The sequence below is a fragment of the Halopenitus sp. H-Gu1 genome, from assembly GCF_041821145.1.
GTDB lineage: Archaea > Halobacteriota > Halobacteria > Halobacteriales > Haloferacaceae > Halopenitus.
On record NZ_JBGUBC010000016.1, the window covers coordinates 18,616 to 37,389 of the forward strand.

Genomic DNA, 18,774 nt, shown 5'->3' on the forward strand with positions numbered 1-18,774 from the left:
TGGTGGGTCGTTCGGACAGATCTGCTCTCCGATCAAACATTGAACGCGGGGAGGCTGCTTTTTGATGGTTGTCGTGTATTATTTTCTCAACGAATTCTATTCGACAACGTCGAAGTCCACCCATCGATTTATACTGAATTTTAGCTGGGTTCGTGACCCTCGCTAAACGAATGAAGGCCACCGAGCGTTGTTTAGCTGTTCCAGGGGGGTTGTGCCGGCGGTGGTCGTCATCTTCGGTCTACCGTGTTCTTCGTTACCGAGAGACGGACTCAGACTACCTCACGCATGGGTTTCCCATTGGACAGGCATACTGGACCAGAGGAGGCTCTGACAGTGATTTTACTCGCTATCTTGCTCGATTTCAGGGTCGGTTTGATTTCGCTCATTCCGAAAAAGAGATCGGTAACAAGGGCGCTGTATTGTCGTGTATAAAATGTAATGTACGATGATTCAGATCCAAAAGGTTATGTTTAGACATTAGGTACCAGTGGACATGGAAGATGTTGAACCAGATCGCGCCGTGAAAACAACTAATACTGTATTCGATATCGTCGAAATATTGGATGAGCGAGGAGGTGCTGGGGTTACTGAACTCGCGGACGAGTTGAATATGGCGCCCAGCACCGTTCACAAACATCTGATGACATTAGTGAGTAATGGATACATCGTGAAGGAGGGATATGAATACAAGATCGCATTGAAATTTTTGAGCATCGGTATGAATGCGAAACGAACGAAACGTATCGTGGAGATCGTTCGCCCGTTTCTCAAACAGGTCGCTCAGGAATCCGGCGAATTGGCGTGGTTTGTAGAGGAGGAGCATGGGTACGCGGTTTTTCTGGACAAAGCGATGGGTGAATATGCAGTCCAACCTTACAGTCAGCTTGGAGGTCGTGAGCATCTACACCACTCCGCGTCCGGAAAAGCTATTCTGGCATTCTTACCGGAAGACAAGATCGAGAAAGTAATCGAACTTCGTGGTCTGAAAAAATTGACGGAGAACACCGTAACCGACGCTGAGCAACTTCGATCGGAACTCGCTCGAATACGGGACCGTGGATATGCGTTCAATCGCGGCGAAACGGTCGAAAACCATCGGGCCGTTGCGAGTCCAATATTGCATAACAGAGACGTTATGGGATCAATCGTGATATCCGGGCCTGAAAAACGTATGACGGGTGACTATTTCGAGAACGACCTTCCAAACCTGATCTCGGGGACGACCAACGCAATCGAATTGGAATTGAAAAAGCAGATGGACTGATCCGTTTGGCGAGTCGTCTTTGCCGTTTTGACGGATCGTCTTTGTACGCATTTTGACGAACGAATGTCGGATATTCTATTAGATCATGAGACAACAGCACTAGTTCCATTTTTGATAAAAGTATATTTGTGAGGGTGGATCATAGCCACAGGTACAGATGGTATGGCAGATATCGGTTGACTCCTCATACTCTGCGGCGATCGAGAATTTCGAGTGGGATCTACCCTCGGAGTACAATGCTGCAGCGGACCTCCTCCGCAAACACGACGACATGTCACGGACGGCGTTGATCGAAACGACCGCTGATGGCTATCAGTCGTTCTCATTTGCCCAACTCGACGAACGCTCTAACCGCGTCGCAAATGCCCTCGCGGAAGTCGGCGTCGAAGCGGGGGATCGCGTTGCAGTCGTCCTCTCCCAGCAGTCCGAAAATCCGATCGTTCATCTCGCCTGCTGGAAGCTTGGAGCGATTTCCATCCCGCTTTCAGTGCTGTTCGGTTCGGATGCACTCGAGTATCGATTCAAGGATGCGAACGCGACGGTAGCCGTCGTCGACGTCGACGTCGCTGAGACCGTGCGAGACGTGGCTGAGCGTTGCCCGGAACTCACTGACGTCTTCGTTGCCTCGCCCCCGGGTGAGACGCTGGACACTGATCGATCGGTTTCAGCCCTCGAAGGGATGGGTGGTCCTGAATTCGAAATATCTGCAACGACACCGGACACGCCGGCGGTTCTGATGTATACGTCCGGATCGACTGGTCCACCGAAAGGCGTTCTTCACCGACACGCGTTGTGGGCAGGTACGTGTCCCTCCTTTCTTGCCGCAAACGAACTCGACGTCTCCGACTCCGTGTTCTATACGCCTGCGGATTGGGCGTGGATCGGCGCCCTTGGAAACGTCGTGTTCCCCCCGTGGCACTACGGACAGACGGTCGTTTGCGATCGGATGGAGGGCTTCGACCCGAATTCCGTATATCGGATCTTGGAGGACTGTGGGGTGACTAACACCTTTATCCCGCCGACTGCGCTTCGAATGATGCGTGACGCTCGGGATCCCGTCGATTTCGATCTCTCCCTCGACGTCATCGTCGCTGGTGGTGAAGCACTCACCCCCGAGATCCGCGACTGGGCAGCCGCCGCCCTCCCCGATGTGACGATAAACGAGATCTACGGCCAGACGGAAGCAAACGTGTTCGTTTCGACGTGTCACCAGTGGTTCGATCGGAAGCCCGGGAGCATGGGAAAGGTGATCCCCGGCCACGAGGCGGCCATTTTCGATCCCGAAACCGGTGAGAAACTGCCCGATGGCAACGAAGGCGAGATCGCCATCGCATATGCGGAGGATCCGATGGTCTATCTCGAATACTGGAACGATCCGAACCGGACGGACGCCGCCCGCACGGATCGGTGGCACCGGACCGGCGATCTCGGCTATCGTGATGAAGACGGATACTTTTGGTTCAAATCCCGGAAGGACGACGTCATTATCACGTCCGGCTATCGAGTCGGTCCGGGTGAGGTCGAAACGGTTCTGCTCAAACACCCCGCCGTGGCACAGGTCGGCGTCATCGGCGTCCCGGATGAATCCCGCGGAGAGCGGATCAAGGCGTTCATTCAGACGACCAACGATCACACGGGCGATGAGGATCTTCGCGACGAATTGCGGCGATGGGTTCGAGATCGGCTGGCTGAATTCGAGTATCCACGTGAGATAGAATTCGTCTCGGAGTTCCCACAAACCACGAGTGGCAAGCTCAAACGTCGAGACCTCCGAGAGTACGAGCACAGTGCCTGAGATCCCGAACGGGGACGCGATCGAAACCCGACGGTATCACGGTCGCTCCCGTAAGTCTGTTCAATAGATGGGTTTCAAGTTGTTCTAACTCACAGTCTCTCACTATGATCCGATCCTATGATGGAATGTCTCCCACGATAGCGGATTCGGCGCATATCGACGAGACGGCGGTCGTTATCGGTGATGTCGTGATACAGCCCCAGGCGAGTATCTGGCCGAACGCGACGCTTCGAGGGGATGACGGCCGGATCGTGGTTGGAACGGGTTCGAACGTCCAGGATAATGCCGTATTACACGAGGATGCGGTACTTGGAACCGATACGACGGTCGGTCACAATGCCATCGTTCACGCCGCAACCGTTGGCGATGGCGTAATCGTGGGGATGAATTCGGTTATTCTGGACGACGCGCACGTCGGCGACGGATCCATTATCGGAGCCGGTGCTGTTGTAACTGAGGGAACGGAAGTGCCCCCCGAGACGCTCATGGTCGGGATTCCAGCCGAACCCAAAACGGAACTGGAGGATCCGGGAACGTGGGAATCGGCTGCCGAGTATCGAGCGCTCGCAACCACACACCAAAACACGTCGGAACGGCTGGATTGATCGATGCCGTTGCTACCATTCGGGTTCGGCACGTAACGGGTGAGCCCTAACGAGCGGTGAGCAACCTCTCGAGATGGATCTTCGACGTCAAGCAGTCGGAATCCTCCGGGTACTTACTCTGAACCAGGGATCTGCGCCGCTGGCATCCGAATCGTGTATTCGCGCCGATGGTGTTCGAGTCGTGTGCTCGTGTCGAGGGTATTCGACGGTCACTCGCCCGGCAGTGAAAAAGTATTAACCAACCCGATTAGAACACAGAATGCACCACATGACACAACCCCCAACTGTAACACTCCCGAGCGGTGATGAACTCCCGGCGGTCGGTGTCGGGACCTGGGATATCGGTGGCGAGACGGTCAAACAGTCCGTTCGAGCGGGTCTGGATGCCGGATACGGACACGTCGACACGGCTGAAGGATATAAAAACGAATCCGAAATAGGTGACGCCCTCTCCGAGTACGATCGGGAAGACGTGTTTCTCACGTCGAAGGTGCTGCCGAAGCATCTCAATTACGAGTCGCTCATCGAATCCTGTGAGGACTCGCTCGAACGGCTCGGTACCGACTATCTCGATCTGTACTTGATCCACTGGCCCAACCCGGCAGTCTCACTGCGGGAGACGCTGTCCGCGATGGAACACGTCGTGGAGCGCGGCTGGGTCCGGAATATCGGCGTGTCGAACTTTTCGAGCTACCAGTTGAGTTGTGCACAGCATATCTCGAACGTTCCAATCGCCGTCAACCAGATCGAGTTCCATCCGTTGTTCCAGCGTCCCGATCTCGTCGACTACTGTCGTGAGACCGACACCGTGATCGAGGCTGCAGCCCCACTCGGTCGGACGGCCGTCTTCGAGAACCCGGTCATCCAGGAACTTGCTGAAACGTACGATAAGTCCGCCCCCCAGATCGCCTTGAAATGGGAGACCGAGCGCGGCATCGTGCCCCTCCCCAAATCGTCCACTCCCGAGCACGTTCGTTCGAACCTCGAACTGTTCGACTGGGAAATGGATGAAGACGATCTCCGTCGGATCGATGATGCGGACGAGGATAGTCCCGTCTACGATACCCCCGGACGCGACTGGAGTCGCTACACCTACGGTATCTCGGAGTAGCGGATCGCTCCGTTACTCGAACGGGGTTTCTCCTTCTCCTTCTCCTTCTCCTTCTCCTTCTCCTTCTCCTTCTCCTTCTCCTTCTCCTTCTCCTTCTCCTTCTCCTTCTCCTTCTCCTTCTCCTTCTCCTTCTCCTTCTCCTTCTCCTTCTCCTTCTTGTTGTTTGATCGTCGAGGTCGCGATTCGATCGTCGAGGTCGCGTCCCGATTTCGCCCGTATGGGGACAGGCGGTTGCATCCCTCCTGCCCCGAAACCACAGCCCTGGCTTGTCTCCGAATCGAGTGCGGGATGATTGCCCGGGACATTTTAGTTGTATCCCAGCGGATCGGCCAGTGGGATGTTCGAGGTACCTTCGGAGATCATCGATCGCGTCGCACAACACACCGTCAAGCGGGACATGGAGAGTGAAGAATGGGAAAAGGGGATCGCGATCCTCGGACTGTTAGCCACCGAGGATCCACGATTCATCGAATCTGCCAGGGAGCTCGCCGATCGATCCATCGAGACGCAAACGACTGCAGGCCAGTATTCGTATGGGTCGTTGGACAGTAAACCACATCAGCAGTGGACGGATCTCGAGGAGTTCAAGGGACTCGTCGATCCAAGCGTTATCGGTGTCTCCGTCCTTGATTTGTATCGCCGAACGAACGATCCCGAGTATTTGGATTCTGCGACCCGTCAATACGAATTCCTTCGAAAGGCGCCTCGAACCGACGACGGGGGAATTCCACAGCATAAAGGCGAGATCGAACTGTGGGTCGATACGATCTATGAGATCTGCCCGTTTCTCGCTTCCTATGGCGACGTGACCGACACTCAGGAGGCATTCGATGAGACGACGCGCCAGATACTGGTGCAGGCGAAACGGCTTCAGGACCCACACACGGATCTGTTCCGGCACGAGTGGCGTGAACAGCCGGATACGTTCCCGGAAAGTGCCTTTTGGTCGCGTGGAAACGGCTGGGCGGCGGCTGGGATCCTCGACACGCTCGAGTACCTCCCGGACGACCATCCGGACCGGGAGCAACTGGGGGATATCTTCCAGCGTCTGGCTGCGGCCGTGCTTCCCAGACAGGACGCAAGCGGGTACTGGCATAACGTCCTCGACGACGATCAGACGCCCTTGGAGACCTCCGGCAGCCTCATGTTTGCCTACGCCTTCCGGAAGGGATACGAGATGGGACTGCTCGACGACGAGAAATACCTCGAGGCGGCAAATCGAGCGATGGAGGTCTGTGTCGGCGCCGTCACGGACGATGGCGCCGTCCGTCGGGTTGCCGGTCCGCCGGGCGGTCCCGGCGCACCGCTAACCGTTACGTCCTACGGACAGGGATGGTTTCTGAAAGCGGCCTGTGAAATGCGGTAGTCGACACGGATTCACGTTTCCGTCGACGTTTCCGCCAAACGGTGTCATCCGGAGGTGGTTTTATTTGTACTGCCGCGCATCGGCATGGTATGTCACAGGCGCTCGACGGGATCACTATCGCCGACTTTAGCCAGATGATGCAGGGCCCGTGGGGGACGATGGCACTGGGTGATATGGGTGCGGACGTCATCAAGATCGAACCGATCGGCGGGGAATACGAACGCCACCTGGAAGTCGCCGGTGAGATGTACGAGGGGAAAAGCCCCTACTACCTCGCGATGAACAGGAACAAACGCAGCATTGCCGTCGATCTCAAGGACGAGCGGGGGACGGAAGTCGTCCGAGACATCGTGGCGGAATCCGACGTCGTGGTGGAGAACTTTCGACCGGGCGTGATGGAAAAACTCGGGTTCGGCTACGAGGACGTCCGTGAGTACAACCCCGACATCGTCTACGCGTCCGCATCCGGGTATGGATCGTCGGGCCCCTACGAGAACCGCCCGGGACAGGATCTGTTGATCCAGGCGTTGAGTGGCTTGATGAGTGCGACCGGTCGTCGTGACGATCCACCGACTGCCGCCGGCACCTTCATTGCGGACCAACTGTCCGCACTCTTTATGGCTCTTCATGTCGTGATCGCGCTCTATCACCGGGACCAAACCGGACAGGGACAGAAGATCGAGGCGAGTCTGTTGAACTCGTTGATCGCCGGGATGTGTCAGGAAGTCGCTGCGGTTGCAAACATGGATCGGGAGTTCAACCGTCCCAAATCCAGCCTCTCACACGCCCAGTTCGGTGCGCCATACGGCGTCTATGAGACGATCGACGGGCGGATTGCCGTTTCACTCGGCGACTTGGACGATTTCGCTGATGCTCTCGAAATGGATGGGTTCGGAGAGTATGACTCCCCCAAAGACGCCTACGAGTATCGTGATGAGATCCACGAGACGATCGAGACCGTTACTCGAACACGGGAAACGGAGGCGCTGCTCGATCAGCTCCTCGAGGCGGACATCTGGGCGGCCGCCGTCAACGATCTGGAGGACATGATCGAGGACGAACAGATTCAGCACAACGAGATGATACTCGAGATCGAGGATCCGGACGTCGGGTCCTTCAGGACGACCGGATTTCCCGTGGACATGTCCGAGACGCCGGCAAGCGTCGAACGGCCACCACCGCGCGTGGGCGAACATTCACGAGAAGTGCTCACGGAGTTGGGATACGATGACGATCTGATCGAGATGTTGGCTACGGACGACGTCATACAAATACACGACTTCCGTGAGTGACGAAAAGTATATATGTGTTGTTGATGAACAAGGTCTTTGTATGTCAGCAGATGACAAACGGAGTTCGAAATCGATGAACAGTTCCTCCGGGTCTTCCTTCGGTGGACGGCGACGGTTCATGAAGGCGACGTCGGTTGGTCTTGGAACGCTCTTGGCTGGGTGTGCCGGCAACGGTGGAAATGGTAACGGCAACGGTAATGGCAACGGCAACGGTAATGGCAACGGCAACGGTAATGGCAACGGTAATGGTGGCACCACGAACGGCGATGGTGACCAGGACTTCTCGGGTATCTCCATCGATTACTGGGACGTGATCAACGTCCAGTCCCAGCGTGGGAGCGAGCGCATGGAGGCGTTCTTCGAGAACTTCGAGAACGACACGGGTGCCACGGTTAACGTTAACTACTCCAGTTATTCGGCGATGAGCGGTCAGGAGTGGGTCCAGGCCTGGCAAAACGAGGAGTACCCCGTCGCATGGAACGGCGAGGACTTCTACTTCGGCCGTATCATCCCGACCGGCCACATCAGGCCCTTCGACGACTACAAGGACAGTCTCGACGATCAGGCCATCGACGGCATGGACTGGGCGATGGACCTCAAGCAGGACGCCTACCGGTTTTGGGATATCGAAGGCGAATCGGGGATCCTGGATTTCCCCCACGGCGCTGGTATCCGGAACGGACTCGCCGTTCGGACGGATATTCTCGAGGAAGCCGGATACAGCACCGATGACATTCCGAGGACGGGCGATGCACAGGGTAACTGGGACGGGCTTATGGAGATGGCACAGGACGTCCAGGCGAACTCCTCCGCGAACTGGGGATTCTATGGACACGGCGGGACGTTCGATTACAACGACAATCTCTGCCCGATGATGGCCGCCGAGGATGCGGAGGCAAGCCGGTACATCGCCGAGGACGGTACCGAGGCGTACCCGGGAGAGAGTAGCGACCAGATTTGGTCCCGGTGGCTCGCCGAGCTGCGGGATACACAGGAGTCACCCGTCGGTGAGTGGGGGGTCGGCGGTCCGGAGACCCCCACCATCTCGGACGAGGAGATCTCACAGCAGATGATCGCGGGCGATGTTGCCATGGCTCAATTCGAGCCACTGAACTACCCGACGTGGCTCCGCCGCGCCCGTGACCAGGTGGAGGAGGGGACCTTCCAATACCTTCCGTTCCCGCGTGGGAACGATGGTGACACGTCCGCAGTACACGTTGGCTTCCACGACAGCGGGATAAACAAGGCGCCCTCGGATGCGGACCAGGAACGCTGGGATCGCAAAATGGAGGTCGGTCTCGAGGTCCACAACCGGATCATGAGTGAGGACTTCCAGTCCGACTACACGAACATCATCGGCTGGATGGGAATCAACCAGAACCAGTGGGAGAACACCGAACCGATCGGTGGTGAAGCGACCAAAATCAAGGAGACCCTTACGTCCGAACTGGTCGATGCGGAGACGACCTGGCCCCACCACCGGTTCAGCAACTCCATCATGTTCACGGAGATCGCACCGGCCGTCCAGGAAGTCCTTGGAGGAGATCGGTCACCGGAGGACGCGATGAGTTCAGTTCAGGAACGTGGAACCCAACTGTGTCAGGACGCCATCGACGAGCTGGGTGACGTCGGCACGTGGTCCGTCGAGTAAGTCCACGTTGACACTGCCAATCACAACCACGTTACTAAACACTCTCTCACGCTCATTATATGGCAAAAAACACTCAACCGATACGGGATCGATTCGCCGGGATGCCACGGATAGGTGGAGTCGTCCGTGCCCTAGAGGATAACTGGCTTTGGTACCTGCTTTTCATACCGACTCTGCTGTATATGGTCCTTCTCCTGTGGATCCCGCTTGTTCAGGGTGCATGGATGAGCCTGCACTCCTGGCCGACAGGAGGAGATCCACAGTGGCTTGGCCTTGGGAACTACCTGTACCTGTTCTCGTGGGAACCGTTCTATACGTCGCTATACGCGACGCTCTGGTTCGGGGCGTCGACCTTCCTCCAGATCGGTCTGGCGGTAGCGGCCGCCTGTCTCGTCGCGAACCTCTCGAAATTCAAGTCCATCGTTAGTACCGGATTCATCATTCCGTACACGATGCCTCCCGTCGTGACCGGCACCATTTGGCTATTCCTCCTCAATCCCAGTTACGGCACGATCTGGAATTTCACCACTGAATTGGGGATTCTCGCCGAGCCCATTTACTGGGCACAGGACGGAACGTCCGCTCTGGCAGTCGTGACTGGCGTCCTGGTGTGGACGTTCTGGCCGTTCATGTTCCTGATCATCGTGGCCACCCGGGAGTCGATCCCCAACAGCTACTATGAAACGGCACGCGTCTACGGCGCCAACCGGGTACAGATGTTCCTCTCGATCACTCTTCCCCAACTCAAATCCGCGATCCTCGTCGCGGTGAGCATCCGGCTTATCTGGAATCTCTCGAAGATTTCACAGGCTTTCCAGCTCACGCAGGGAGGACCCGGTTACGATACGTCCGTTCTTGGCGTCCTGTTGTATCGGTTCGCGTACAACCAGGGCCAGTTCGGACGCGGCTTCGCCGTCGGGATGGTCCTGCTCGTGTTAACGATCGCGTTCGTGGCGCTGTTCATCCGTGAGTTTGAACAGGCCCGCAAGGAGGGGACATCAGCATGAGCAGCGCAACTGATAGCGGGTTCCTGTACTTCCGAGACACCGAAGAGGCAATGTTCGCGTTGCTGAAGTACGCGGCTATCGCCTTCTTCACCGTCATCGTGGTACTCCCGATGGTGTTGGCTCTGACTGTCACGTTCATGTCGCCAGCGGAGTTCTTCAGTGGAGACCCACACCTCATCCCCAACGAAGTGACGCTTCAGACGTGGGTTGAGGCGTTCGGCGTCCTCGACGAGGCGCTGATCAACTCCGCGCTTATTGCGGGGGGGACGACCGCGCTATCGCTGCTCATCTGTATCCCGGCAGCGTACATCTTCGGTCGACAGGACTTCCCCGGCAAAGAGTGGGGATTCCGTGCGATAATGGTCGCACTGCTGTTCCCGTACATCCTGTTGATCATCCCGTTGACCGACACGTGGTATTCGCTCGGGCTCCATAACACGATTTTCGGCGTCGTTCTGGCGTATCAGGTGTTCGTCACGCCGTTTGCGATATGGATCCTTCGTGACTTCTTCGAAGGACTTCCGGCGAACCTCGAGGAAGCAGCACAAGTCTACGGGTGTAGTGAACTACAGTCCCTCTATAAGGTCATCCTGCCGCTGTCTCTGCCGGCAGTGATGGCGACGGGATTCCTGGCCTTCCTCGTCGGTTGGAACGACTTCCTGTTCTCGAACATGCTGACGACGGGAACCGGTCCGCGACCGTCCGTCGTGGCACTGTTCCTCGAGACGACCGGTGGACAGCAACGATACTGGGGGCTAGTCGTTTCCATGGCCTTCGTCGTCGGTATCCCGCCAACGGTTCTGTATCTCGTCGCCCGGCGGCACCTGTCCGAGTCGTTCGCAGTCTGATCGAAACTCCCCCTTTTTCGCGGGAGTTTTCGCGGTCGTGGTGACACACGCTCGTGCAGACGAACCCTCCGAGTTGAACGTCCACCTTCAAGAACAGATTGGCATTTGACGGAATCGCCACGCCGGTCAGTCCCGCCGACTGAGTGTGCAGGTCGGGCCATCGCGGGATTCCGTTTCGATCCGGTAGAAACCTTTATTTTGGAGCGGAAAGACCCTTGTTGTAATGTTGGCAAGATTGGCGACTAGCCCAGTGGTGAAACTCCTCCAGGTCGGGTATTATCTGATCTCGATCGGGATCGTGCTTGCATGGTTCGGATTCACGGCCTTCCTCCTGCTTCAGGGAGCGTATGAGGTCGGCGGGGTATTCGTCATCATGACGATTCTCATCGGCCTCTTGGCATATTTCAACGAACGGCCTGATTGATCCGACGACAAGACCTGATGGCTCCTCTCGCGTCCCGAACTCCACGACGGGAGCCGCGCCGGAGTTCCGTTTTGGGGTCCGCGATAGAATACGAGTCAGGGACGCCGTCGTCCCACTGCACTACCTCATGCGATCGCTTGTGATGTACTATCCGTTCGCCAGGGAATGCGGTGATCCAAGCGTTAGAGGGCGTTTCGAAAGTCGGTCATGGCCTCCTGAATCCGTGTGACTCCCGCATCGTCCGTCGTCGAGTGTGGTGCGCGGACGTGCGGTTCACAGACACCCATCTCGGCAAGCGCCTGTTTGATCGTGATGGGGGGTTTCTCGGCTACGAGTTCGGTTTCAAGCGCCGTGAGAGCGTCGTGGAGTTCCCGAGCGTTGGCCGTGTCTCCCTCTTTTGCGGCTGTGAGCAGGTCACCGGATCGTTCCGGGAACACGTTCGCACAGATACCGATCAATCCGACGGCACCGAGACTCACTGCGGGAAGGACGAGCGAGTCCCATCCCGATAGTACGTCGAAGTCGGCGTCTCGTGTCCGCCGACAGAGTTCGCTTATCTGATCGATCTCGCCGCTTGAGTCCTTGATCCCCTCGATGTTTGGATGGTCCGCGACGGCCTCGACGACGCTCGGTGTGATGTTGAATCCCATTCCGCCCGGGAAATTATAGATGAGTATCGGGATGTCGACGGCATCGGCAACCTCACGATAATGATCGACGAGGTCGCTCTCACTTGGCCCGGTGTAGTAGGGACCGATGACGAGTGCCCCGTCCGCACCGACCGCTTGAGCATGGCGGGTGAGTTCGATGGTCTCCCAGGTCGACGGTGATCCGGTTCCAGCAATGACCGGCGTCGATGCCATCTCCACCGCGGTTTCGATCACGCGGCGATGTTCCTCGGGTCGGAGCGTCGATCGTTCGCCGGTCGTGCCACAAGGAACGATGCCGTCAACTCCCCCGGCCTCCACGTGCCGTATAACGTCTTCGAGGCCTTCGTAATCGATCTCTCCGTTCGAGTCCATTGGAGTCGGAATCGGCGGGAAAACTCCGTGTGTTATCGATGTCATCCAGGTTATCTCTGGACTGTAAGTAACCTAATTCTTTCTCTTTTTTTAATTATGGTTGTCGACAGCTCACTTCCCCACCGATCGTAGCCTGGTTGTGACGTCGTTCGAGGAGCGTCATCGAACGGTACGACTACTCGACTCCCACCTCGCCTGAGGGCTGATCGGACGCCGTCATTCAGGTTCCGCCTCCGAACGCGACCGATATCGCTCGTCCGTGAGTGCGTGCGAGCTGTATCGAGACGACGATCGCTGCCCCGATGAGGAAGAACAGCCCGACGAGAAACATCGAGATTGACGATCCGGCAATATCGATCGCTCGCCCGATCAAGACCGGTCCGACCGAGCCGCCGATCGCCGCGCCGGTAAATACCACTCCGAAACTCTTCCCAACTGATTGTTCGGGTGAAAACTCGGCAACGAGCCGATCTCGGGCCGGCATGACGGCACCATAGCCGAACCCGATCGCGGCAAAGAGGATAAGCGACGTCGTAACGGTGACTGGTAACAGTTCGAACGTAAGCACGAATGCAACGCAGGTGGTGAGGATGAGGAAGATGATCGCGATGGTTGCGGAACTGTAGCGGTCGGCTAGATAGCCCCCGATGAGCACCCCGATCGATGCGAGAAGGAAGAACGACGTCAACGCTGCATTCCCCGTCGCCTCGTTCAATCCGAGCGACTCGACGAGGAAGACGATCGTAAATGACTGAATGCCGGATTCCGCGACGACGATGGCAATGAAGAAGACGAACATGGCGACGAGTAACGGATGAAAGAAGGGTTGGAATATTTCTTTAGCCAACGAGCTATCGGTCGTGTCCCGTTCCGACGTCCTCGTCGACTGCAGTGCGTTATCGTAGACGGGCTCGATACTGACTCCAATGATCAGTGCGTAGACGATCCCGACCGTGCTGGCGATCAACAGAGCGGGTCGCCATCCATATCTGAGCCCGAGACCGCCGATCACGATCGGTGCTACACCGGAACCGGCGTATCCGGCAAACGTGTGCACGCCGAAACTCCGACCGGATCGAGCCTCCGTACTCACCGTGTCCAATAGCGCATAATCCGCGGGGTGATACGTCGCCTGTCCGATCCCTGAAAGGAGGGCAAATCCCAACAATACCGGATACGTCGTGGCAGTACTTGCTCCCAGTATTCCGCCTGCGGTCAACAGCAATCCGCCAACGAGCACGTGTTTTGCATACCCCTGATCGACGATCCATCCGAAGGGAATCTGAAAGACGAACATCATCCCGTACAGTGAGGAGACGAGCAGTCCCAACTCGGCGTACGTCACGTCGAATTCGCTGAAAAGAAGCGGGAACAACGGGGGAAACGCCAAAAAATAAAAATGCGAGATGAAGTGCCCGAGGCTCACCGATCCGATGATCGCGTTTGGTGTCTCAGCCGACAGACGCGGTAGTGACCAACTCATATCTATCTCCGTCCTCGCTCGTCTTACTCTTCGCGTTCTTCTACAGCAGCGACGGATTTCGCGATGAGCATCTTGTGGTCTTCTACGAGTACCGTCTCATCGTTTTGATTCGTCAACTCCACGTCCAGCGTTAACAGACCCCACGTGTCGTCTTTGCTCTCCGTTTCCGTGATCGTCACCGATCCGGATACGGTGTCACCGACGTATACCGGCGCGAGGTAGCGGACGTTGTCGTGGCCGTAATTCATCCCGTAGGCTGCGGGCCGGGAGACCGTCTTCGCACAGAACGCATCCGCCAGCCCGAGCGTGTAGACCCCCGGCGCTACGATATCATCGAATACCGGATGATCTGCGGTATACTCGCTGTTTACGTGGTTCGGATGGGTTCCATCAGTTGCCCCGATCCACATTCGGATGTCGGAGTGTGTCACGGTTCGTCCGCGGGTGTGATACGTTTCGCCCACTTCGTACTCCTCGAAGACTCTCGGTTCGGCAGCCATGACTTGGGATATGTTGGAACGATAATCAACGTTCCGAAGGCACGGATAGTGTCCGGTAGGCTCCAACGGGGATGACTGAACCACGAAACTCGAAACCGGACTCGAATCGCCGAATAAAACGGGGCTCCGTCGAACGCTAGGGCCGGCGCTTCACTAACATCGTATGGCGGTCGACGAACACGACCTCGCCGTCCTGATTCGTCGTTTCATACTCATAGACGACACGGCCGTAATCCTCGTCGTATACCTCCTTTTCGACTAACTCTCGACGAGGCGATAGCGTATCCCCCGGATAGACCGGTTTCACGAAGCGTGTCTCATCGTGGCCGTACGAGAAGGCATGACGGTTTTCATCGGCAGCGATGCTCTCGGTGACGTCCGAGATCAGTTGTCCATGCGCGATTCGACCGTCGAATTGCGTTTCCTCCCGTGCGAACTCGCTGCTCATATGGATCGGATGAAAATCACCGCTCACTCCAGCGAAGTTCGCAATATCCGCCCCGGTGATGGTTCGAGCGTTCTCGAAGGCGGCGGATTCGCCGACTTCCAACTCCTCGAAATACCGGGCCGATCGTGACGAGTTATCCGACATTTGTAGCCTCCGTTCAGACGATCCGGTCGCCGTCCTCGTTAAACAGCCATGCATCCTCGAGATCGAACGAGACGCCGACGGACTGATCGGCGGTAACGTCTCCCTGCGTGACCGTCGTTCTCATCGTTCGCGTCCCACTGTCCAAGTGGACGACGTCGTTCGATCCCTGTGGTTCGATGAGGGTGATGTCCGCATCGAACAGCCCCGTCTCATCGAGTTGGAGATATTCGGGACGGATGCCGATAGCCACCTCTCGACCCACATACGCCTCGAGTTTGTCCGCGACGTCGGCTGAGACCGTCTTGGTGAACAGTTCGTTTTCGAGAACGATCTCGTCGTCCTGCTTGGTGACCGTACTCTCGAATATATTCGTCGACGGAGATCCGATAAATTGCGCGACGAACTGGGTATCAGGTTCGTTGTAGATCTCGTGTGGCGATCCGACCTGCTGGATGCGTCCATCGTCCATAACCACGATTTTGTCTCCGATCGTCATCGCTTCGTCCTGGTCGTGGGTGACGAAGATCATCGCACAGCCGATCTGTCGGTGCAACTTTTTCACTTCAGTCTGCATTTGGTCGCGGAGATTCGCATCGAGTGCCGAGAACGGCTCGTCGAGAAGGAATGCGGACGGCTCCATGACCATTGCTCGACCGATGCTCACTCGCTGTTGTTGCCCACCGGAAAGCGCGGCTGGTTTACGATCGAGCATCTCCTCGATCCCCAGCGTCTGCGCTGCCTCCTCGACGCGTCGTTTCTTTTCGTCCGCGTCGAGATCCGTGTTCATGTCCAGCCCGAATCGCATGTTACCCCGCACGGTCATGTGGGGGAACAAAGCGATCGACTGGAACACGAATGCGAGGTCTCGGTCCTTCGGTTTGGTCGTCGTCACGTCCCGATCCCCGATCGTGATGGTTCCCGAATCCGGGGTTTCCAGTCCCGAGATACATCGTAGCGTCGTCGTTTTTCCACACCCAGATGGGCCCAGTAGAACGACGAACTCGTCCGGACTGATGTTGAGATTTATCTCTTCTGCAGCGACGATCGATCCGTTTGCGAACGTTTTACGGACGTCTTCGAGGACTATTTTCTCACCGGTGGCAGTCACGACGCTTTCACCGCTCGGCCCGTTTTCCACGTCACTAGTGGCGGAATCGCTACTTTGTGCCATGAGACTTGATAGCGTGTTCGGTGCCATTCTTGTTAACAGTTGCGGAGATGATCACCTCTCTACCAGTTGCGGAGATGACCACCGCATCGACGAACGACGATCTCGGGAGGGCGGAGTACGATACGAGATATCCTAACGAAACATCTATTTACTGAGTAATCCTCCTTCCTGCTGTGAGTTACCAATTAACTACGGAGCAGCGGGAGCTTCGGACGGAGGTTCAAGAGTTTGGCAACGAGCATATCGAACCGGTCGCCCAACGGTTCGATCGAACGGGCGATTATCCACACGAATTGTTATCGCGTGCGGCCGATGCCGGCTACGTCGGATTGATGATCCCGGAAAAATACGGTGGACCGGGGTACGACATGGTTTCTAGCGCCATCGTCACTGAAGAGACGTGGCGTGCCGACACCAATCTCGGGTGGGCGCTTGGACTCACGGGATTCTCGACCAACGTCTACGTCGTCAGCGAATATGCCGATGAGGAACTCCGATCGGAGTGGCTTTCCGGCGTTGCCAGCGGCGACATCCTCGATGGTATCGCCGTCACCGAACCGGACCACGGCTCCGACGTCGCAAGCATGGAGACTCGGGCGGAACGGGATGGGAACGAGTGGGTCATCAACGGTGAAAAGAAGTTCATCGGAAATTCGACCATTGGCGATCGGCTTCTCGTGTTTGCGAAGACGGATCCGGATGCGGGCCATGAGGGGATCAGCGCGTTCATGGTTCCGACCGATGCGGATGGATACGACGTCACGCCGCTTGAGGATCGCCTCGGTGGCCATTCGGCGCCCCTCGGTCACGTCGTCTTCGACGATCTTCACGTTCCGGAGGATAATCTCGTTGGTGAGGAGAACGAGGGTTTCTACTACTTCATGGAGTCGCTCGGGTACGGACGCATTACCGTTGCAGCACAGGCAGTCGGTGCCGCCGGTGCTGCGATCGATGCGACGAAGGAGTACGTTCACGATCGCGAACAGTTCGGACAGTCGATCGGCAGTTTCCAGGCAGTTCGACATACGCTTGCGGATATGCAGACGACGTTCAATGCGGCTCGGAGTCTCGTGTACCGTGCCGCAAGTGCAGTCGAAAACGACGAGGAGGATGCGGCCCACCTCGCGAGCCAAGCCAAATTGTTCGCCACTGAACGAGCGAGCGACGTCATCGACAACGCCATTCAACTCCACGGCGGCAATGGCTACCTCGAGGAGTACGACGTCGAACGATACTTTCGGGACTCCCGAGCCACACGGATCTACGAAGGTGCAAGCGGGATCCAGCGGAACATCATTGCAGATCACATGCTCGATACCGAGTGAGTGACTCCGACGAGGTGCGCGTTCGCGATGGCGGACTCGTCGGCGTTCTCGTCCATCCATCTCGACTGAAAATGTGTCAATAATCACAGGAAAGTTTTAGTTCGCCTCCTTCCGAATGGCTCGTATGGAGGACGCGCTCGAAGACCTCACAATCGTTAGTTTTGCACAGCTCGCTCAGGGGCCCGTCGCTGCCCAGATGCTCGGCGATCTCGGTGCCGAAGTGATCAAGATCGAACGTCCCGGGGGAGAATGGCAGCGCCACTGGTCGATGGCAAACCAGTTCCCGGGCGGCGAGAGTGCAGTGTTTCTCTCGTTCAACCGGAACAAACGAAGCGTGGAACTCGATCTAAAGGACGAAGAACACAAGGACGTCGCTTACGACCTGATCTCCGATGCGGACGTCGTTATCGAGAACTTCCGCCCGGGCGTCATGGAGCGTCTTGGATTCGGGTATGAGGAGCTGAGCGAGCGAAACCCGGGGCTCGTTTACGCCTCCGCGTCCGGTTGGGGCCGCGAGGGGCCATATGCCGATCGTCCCGGACAGGACATCATCATTCAGGGCGTCTCGGGACTGGCCAGCATCACTGGCCGGCGAGACGACCCGCCGACACCGCTTGGATCGACGGCGGTCGATTTCTTCTCGTCGGCGACCATCGCCTTCTCCATTCTCGCTGCGCTTCATTATCGGGATCGGACTGGTCAGGGACAGCGCGTCGACGGGAGCCTACTCAATGCGGCGTTGGGACTCATGATGCAGGAGATCTCCGTATATGCGAACACGGGAACCGAACCCGAACGCAGCGAGGCCGGTATTGGCCACGTATACAACCAGGCACCGTATGCCGTCTATGAGACCGCCGATGGACACATCACGATTTCGCTGTCGCCACCCGACGAGGTCGGCGAAGCGCTCGAACTCGCCGAACTCGCGGCCGTCGACACCTGGGAGGAGGCGTACCAGCGTCGTGACGAATTAAAACATCTCATCGAGGAGAAAACGCGTCAGCGATCGACTGAACATTGGCTCGACGTCCTTTGGGAGGAGGACATCTGGTGTGGACCGGTCAATGGACTTCCGGACGCGCTCGAACACCCGCAGGTGGATGCCAACGACATGATCCAAACCGTCGATCATCCCGATATCGGGGAACTCGAATTCCCCGACCTCCCGGTCGAGTTCAGTGAAACCCCCGCGAAGATGCGACGGCATCCGCCTCGTTCCGGCGAACATACGGAGGAGGTACTCCGTGAGCGAGGCTACTCGGAGGAACTGATCGAACGGATCACGGCCCGCGAGGAGTAGAGACGGGTTGAAAAT

Annotated in this window: 18 protein-coding genes; 12 read left to right on the plus strand and 6 right to left on the minus strand. The window is 57.1% G+C overall.

The features are described from left to right. The first annotated feature begins 493 nt into the window (after nucleotides 1–493). The 4 genes from ACERIT_RS11800 to ACERIT_RS11815 all read left to right on the plus strand — a co-directional run bounded on the left by ACERIT_RS11800 (nucleotide 494) and on the right by ACERIT_RS11815 (nucleotide 4,775). A complete protein-coding gene (locus tag ACERIT_RS11800) occupies nucleotides 494–1,264 on the plus strand; it encodes an IclR family transcriptional regulator (protein WP_373675055.1) in 771 nt (256 codons plus the stop codon). A 157-nt stretch (nucleotides 1,265–1,421) separates the two neighbouring features. Further along, nucleotides 1,422–3,059 carry an acyl-CoA synthetase gene (locus ACERIT_RS11805; protein ID WP_373675056.1) on the plus strand — a complete coding sequence of 546 codons (1,638 nt, stop codon included), beginning with the start codon at nucleotides 1,422–1,424 and terminating at the stop codon, nucleotides 3,057–3,059. Between the two features lie 104 nt (nucleotides 3,060–3,163). Then, nucleotides 3,164–3,664 carry a gamma carbonic anhydrase family protein gene (locus ACERIT_RS11810; RefSeq protein ID WP_373675057.1) on the plus strand — a complete coding sequence of 167 codons (501 nt, stop codon included), beginning with the start codon at nucleotides 3,164–3,166 and terminating at the stop codon, nucleotides 3,662–3,664. Between the two features lie 268 nt (nucleotides 3,665–3,932). Next, nucleotides 3,933–4,775: an aldo/keto reductase gene (locus ACERIT_RS11815; RefSeq protein ID WP_373675058.1), complete on the plus strand. Its 843-nt coding sequence runs from the start codon at nucleotides 3,933–3,935 to the stop codon at nucleotides 4,773–4,775. Here the strand turns inward: ACERIT_RS11815 and ACERIT_RS11820 are convergent. Then, nucleotides 4,757–5,080 (minus strand): hypothetical protein, encoded by a 324-nt coding sequence (locus tag ACERIT_RS11820; RefSeq protein WP_373675059.1) that lies wholly within the window; start codon nucleotides 5,078–5,080, stop codon nucleotides 4,757–4,759. The genes ACERIT_RS11815 and ACERIT_RS11820 overlap by 19 nt on opposite strands. A 32-nt stretch (nucleotides 5,081–5,112) precedes the next feature. Here ACERIT_RS11820 and ACERIT_RS11825 point away from each other — a divergent pair, with 32 nt between their 5' ends. The 6 genes from ACERIT_RS11825 to ACERIT_RS11850 all read left to right on the plus strand — a co-directional run bounded on the left by ACERIT_RS11825 (nucleotide 5,113) and on the right by ACERIT_RS11850 (nucleotide 11,363). Further along, nucleotides 5,113–6,141 carry a glycoside hydrolase family 105 protein gene (locus ACERIT_RS11825; protein ID WP_373675060.1) on the plus strand — a complete coding sequence of 343 codons (1,029 nt, stop codon included), beginning with the start codon at nucleotides 5,113–5,115 and terminating at the stop codon, nucleotides 6,139–6,141. A gap of 89 nt (nucleotides 6,142–6,230) precedes the next feature. Further along, nucleotides 6,231–7,433 carry a CaiB/BaiF CoA transferase family protein gene (locus tag ACERIT_RS11830; protein WP_373675061.1) on the plus strand — a complete coding sequence of 401 codons (1,203 nt, stop codon included), beginning with the start codon at nucleotides 6,231–6,233 and terminating at the stop codon, nucleotides 7,431–7,433. Nucleotides 7,434–7,473: 40 nt separating this feature from the next. Beyond that, entirely contained in the window at nucleotides 7,474–9,084 is a 1,611-nt protein-coding gene (locus ACERIT_RS11835; RefSeq protein ID WP_373675062.1) for an extracellular solute-binding protein, read from the plus strand. 101 nt (nucleotides 9,085–9,185) lie between these two features. Further along, the gene (locus tag ACERIT_RS11840) at nucleotides 9,186–10,091 is read left to right on the plus strand and encodes a carbohydrate ABC transporter permease (RefSeq protein ID WP_373675063.1); all 906 of its coding nucleotides are present in this window, start codon (nucleotides 9,186–9,188) and stop codon (nucleotides 10,089–10,091) included. Next, nucleotides 10,088–10,939: a carbohydrate ABC transporter permease gene (locus ACERIT_RS11845; RefSeq protein WP_373675064.1), complete on the plus strand. Its 852-nt coding sequence runs from the start codon at nucleotides 10,088–10,090 to the stop codon at nucleotides 10,937–10,939. The genes ACERIT_RS11840 and ACERIT_RS11845 overlap by 4 nt, the downstream gene beginning before the upstream one ends. A 223-nt stretch (nucleotides 10,940–11,162) precedes the next feature. Continuing rightward, nucleotides 11,163–11,363 (plus strand): hypothetical protein, encoded by a 201-nt coding sequence (locus tag ACERIT_RS11850; protein ID WP_373675065.1) that lies wholly within the window; start codon nucleotides 11,163–11,165, stop codon nucleotides 11,361–11,363. Nucleotides 11,364–11,545: 182 nt separating this feature from the next. Here ACERIT_RS11850 and dapA read toward each other — a convergent pair whose 3' ends face one another. The 5 genes from dapA to ACERIT_RS11875 all read right to left on the minus strand — a co-directional run bounded on the left by dapA (nucleotide 11,546) and on the right by ACERIT_RS11875 (nucleotide 16,131). Next, a complete protein-coding gene (dapA, locus tag ACERIT_RS11855; protein WP_373675066.1) occupies nucleotides 11,546–12,430 on the minus strand; it encodes a 4-hydroxy-tetrahydrodipicolinate synthase in 885 nt (294 codons plus the stop codon). A 175-nt stretch (nucleotides 12,431–12,605) separates the two neighbouring features. Further along, complete coding sequence (locus ACERIT_RS11860; protein WP_373675067.1) at nucleotides 12,606–13,868, minus strand: MFS transporter; 1,263 nt, start codon at nucleotides 13,866–13,868, stop codon at nucleotides 12,606–12,608. 23 nt (nucleotides 13,869–13,891) lie between these two features. Then, nucleotides 13,892–14,368 (minus strand): MaoC family dehydratase, encoded by a 477-nt coding sequence (locus ACERIT_RS11865; protein ID WP_373675068.1) that lies wholly within the window; start codon nucleotides 14,366–14,368, stop codon nucleotides 13,892–13,894. A 136-nt stretch (nucleotides 14,369–14,504) separates the two neighbouring features. Next, a complete protein-coding gene (locus ACERIT_RS11870) occupies nucleotides 14,505–14,960 on the minus strand; it encodes a MaoC family dehydratase (RefSeq protein ID WP_373675069.1) in 456 nt (151 codons plus the stop codon). Nucleotides 14,961–14,973: 13 nt separating this feature from the next. Beyond that, nucleotides 14,974–16,131: an ABC transporter ATP-binding protein gene (locus ACERIT_RS11875; RefSeq protein ID WP_373675070.1), complete on the minus strand. Its 1,158-nt coding sequence runs from the start codon at nucleotides 16,129–16,131 to the stop codon at nucleotides 14,974–14,976. Between the two features lie 173 nt (nucleotides 16,132–16,304). Between ACERIT_RS11875 and ACERIT_RS11880 the strand changes: the two genes are divergently transcribed. Both ACERIT_RS11880 and ACERIT_RS11885 read left to right on the plus strand, forming a co-directional pair. After that, entirely contained in the window at nucleotides 16,305–17,456 is a 1,152-nt protein-coding gene (locus tag ACERIT_RS11880; protein WP_373675071.1) for an acyl-CoA dehydrogenase family protein, read from the plus strand. Nucleotides 17,457–17,580: 124 nt separating this feature from the next. Continuing rightward, nucleotides 17,581–18,759: a CaiB/BaiF CoA transferase family protein gene (locus ACERIT_RS11885; protein WP_373675072.1), complete on the plus strand. Its 1,179-nt coding sequence runs from the start codon at nucleotides 17,581–17,583 to the stop codon at nucleotides 18,757–18,759. Nucleotides 18,760–18,774 lie beyond the last annotated feature (15 nt).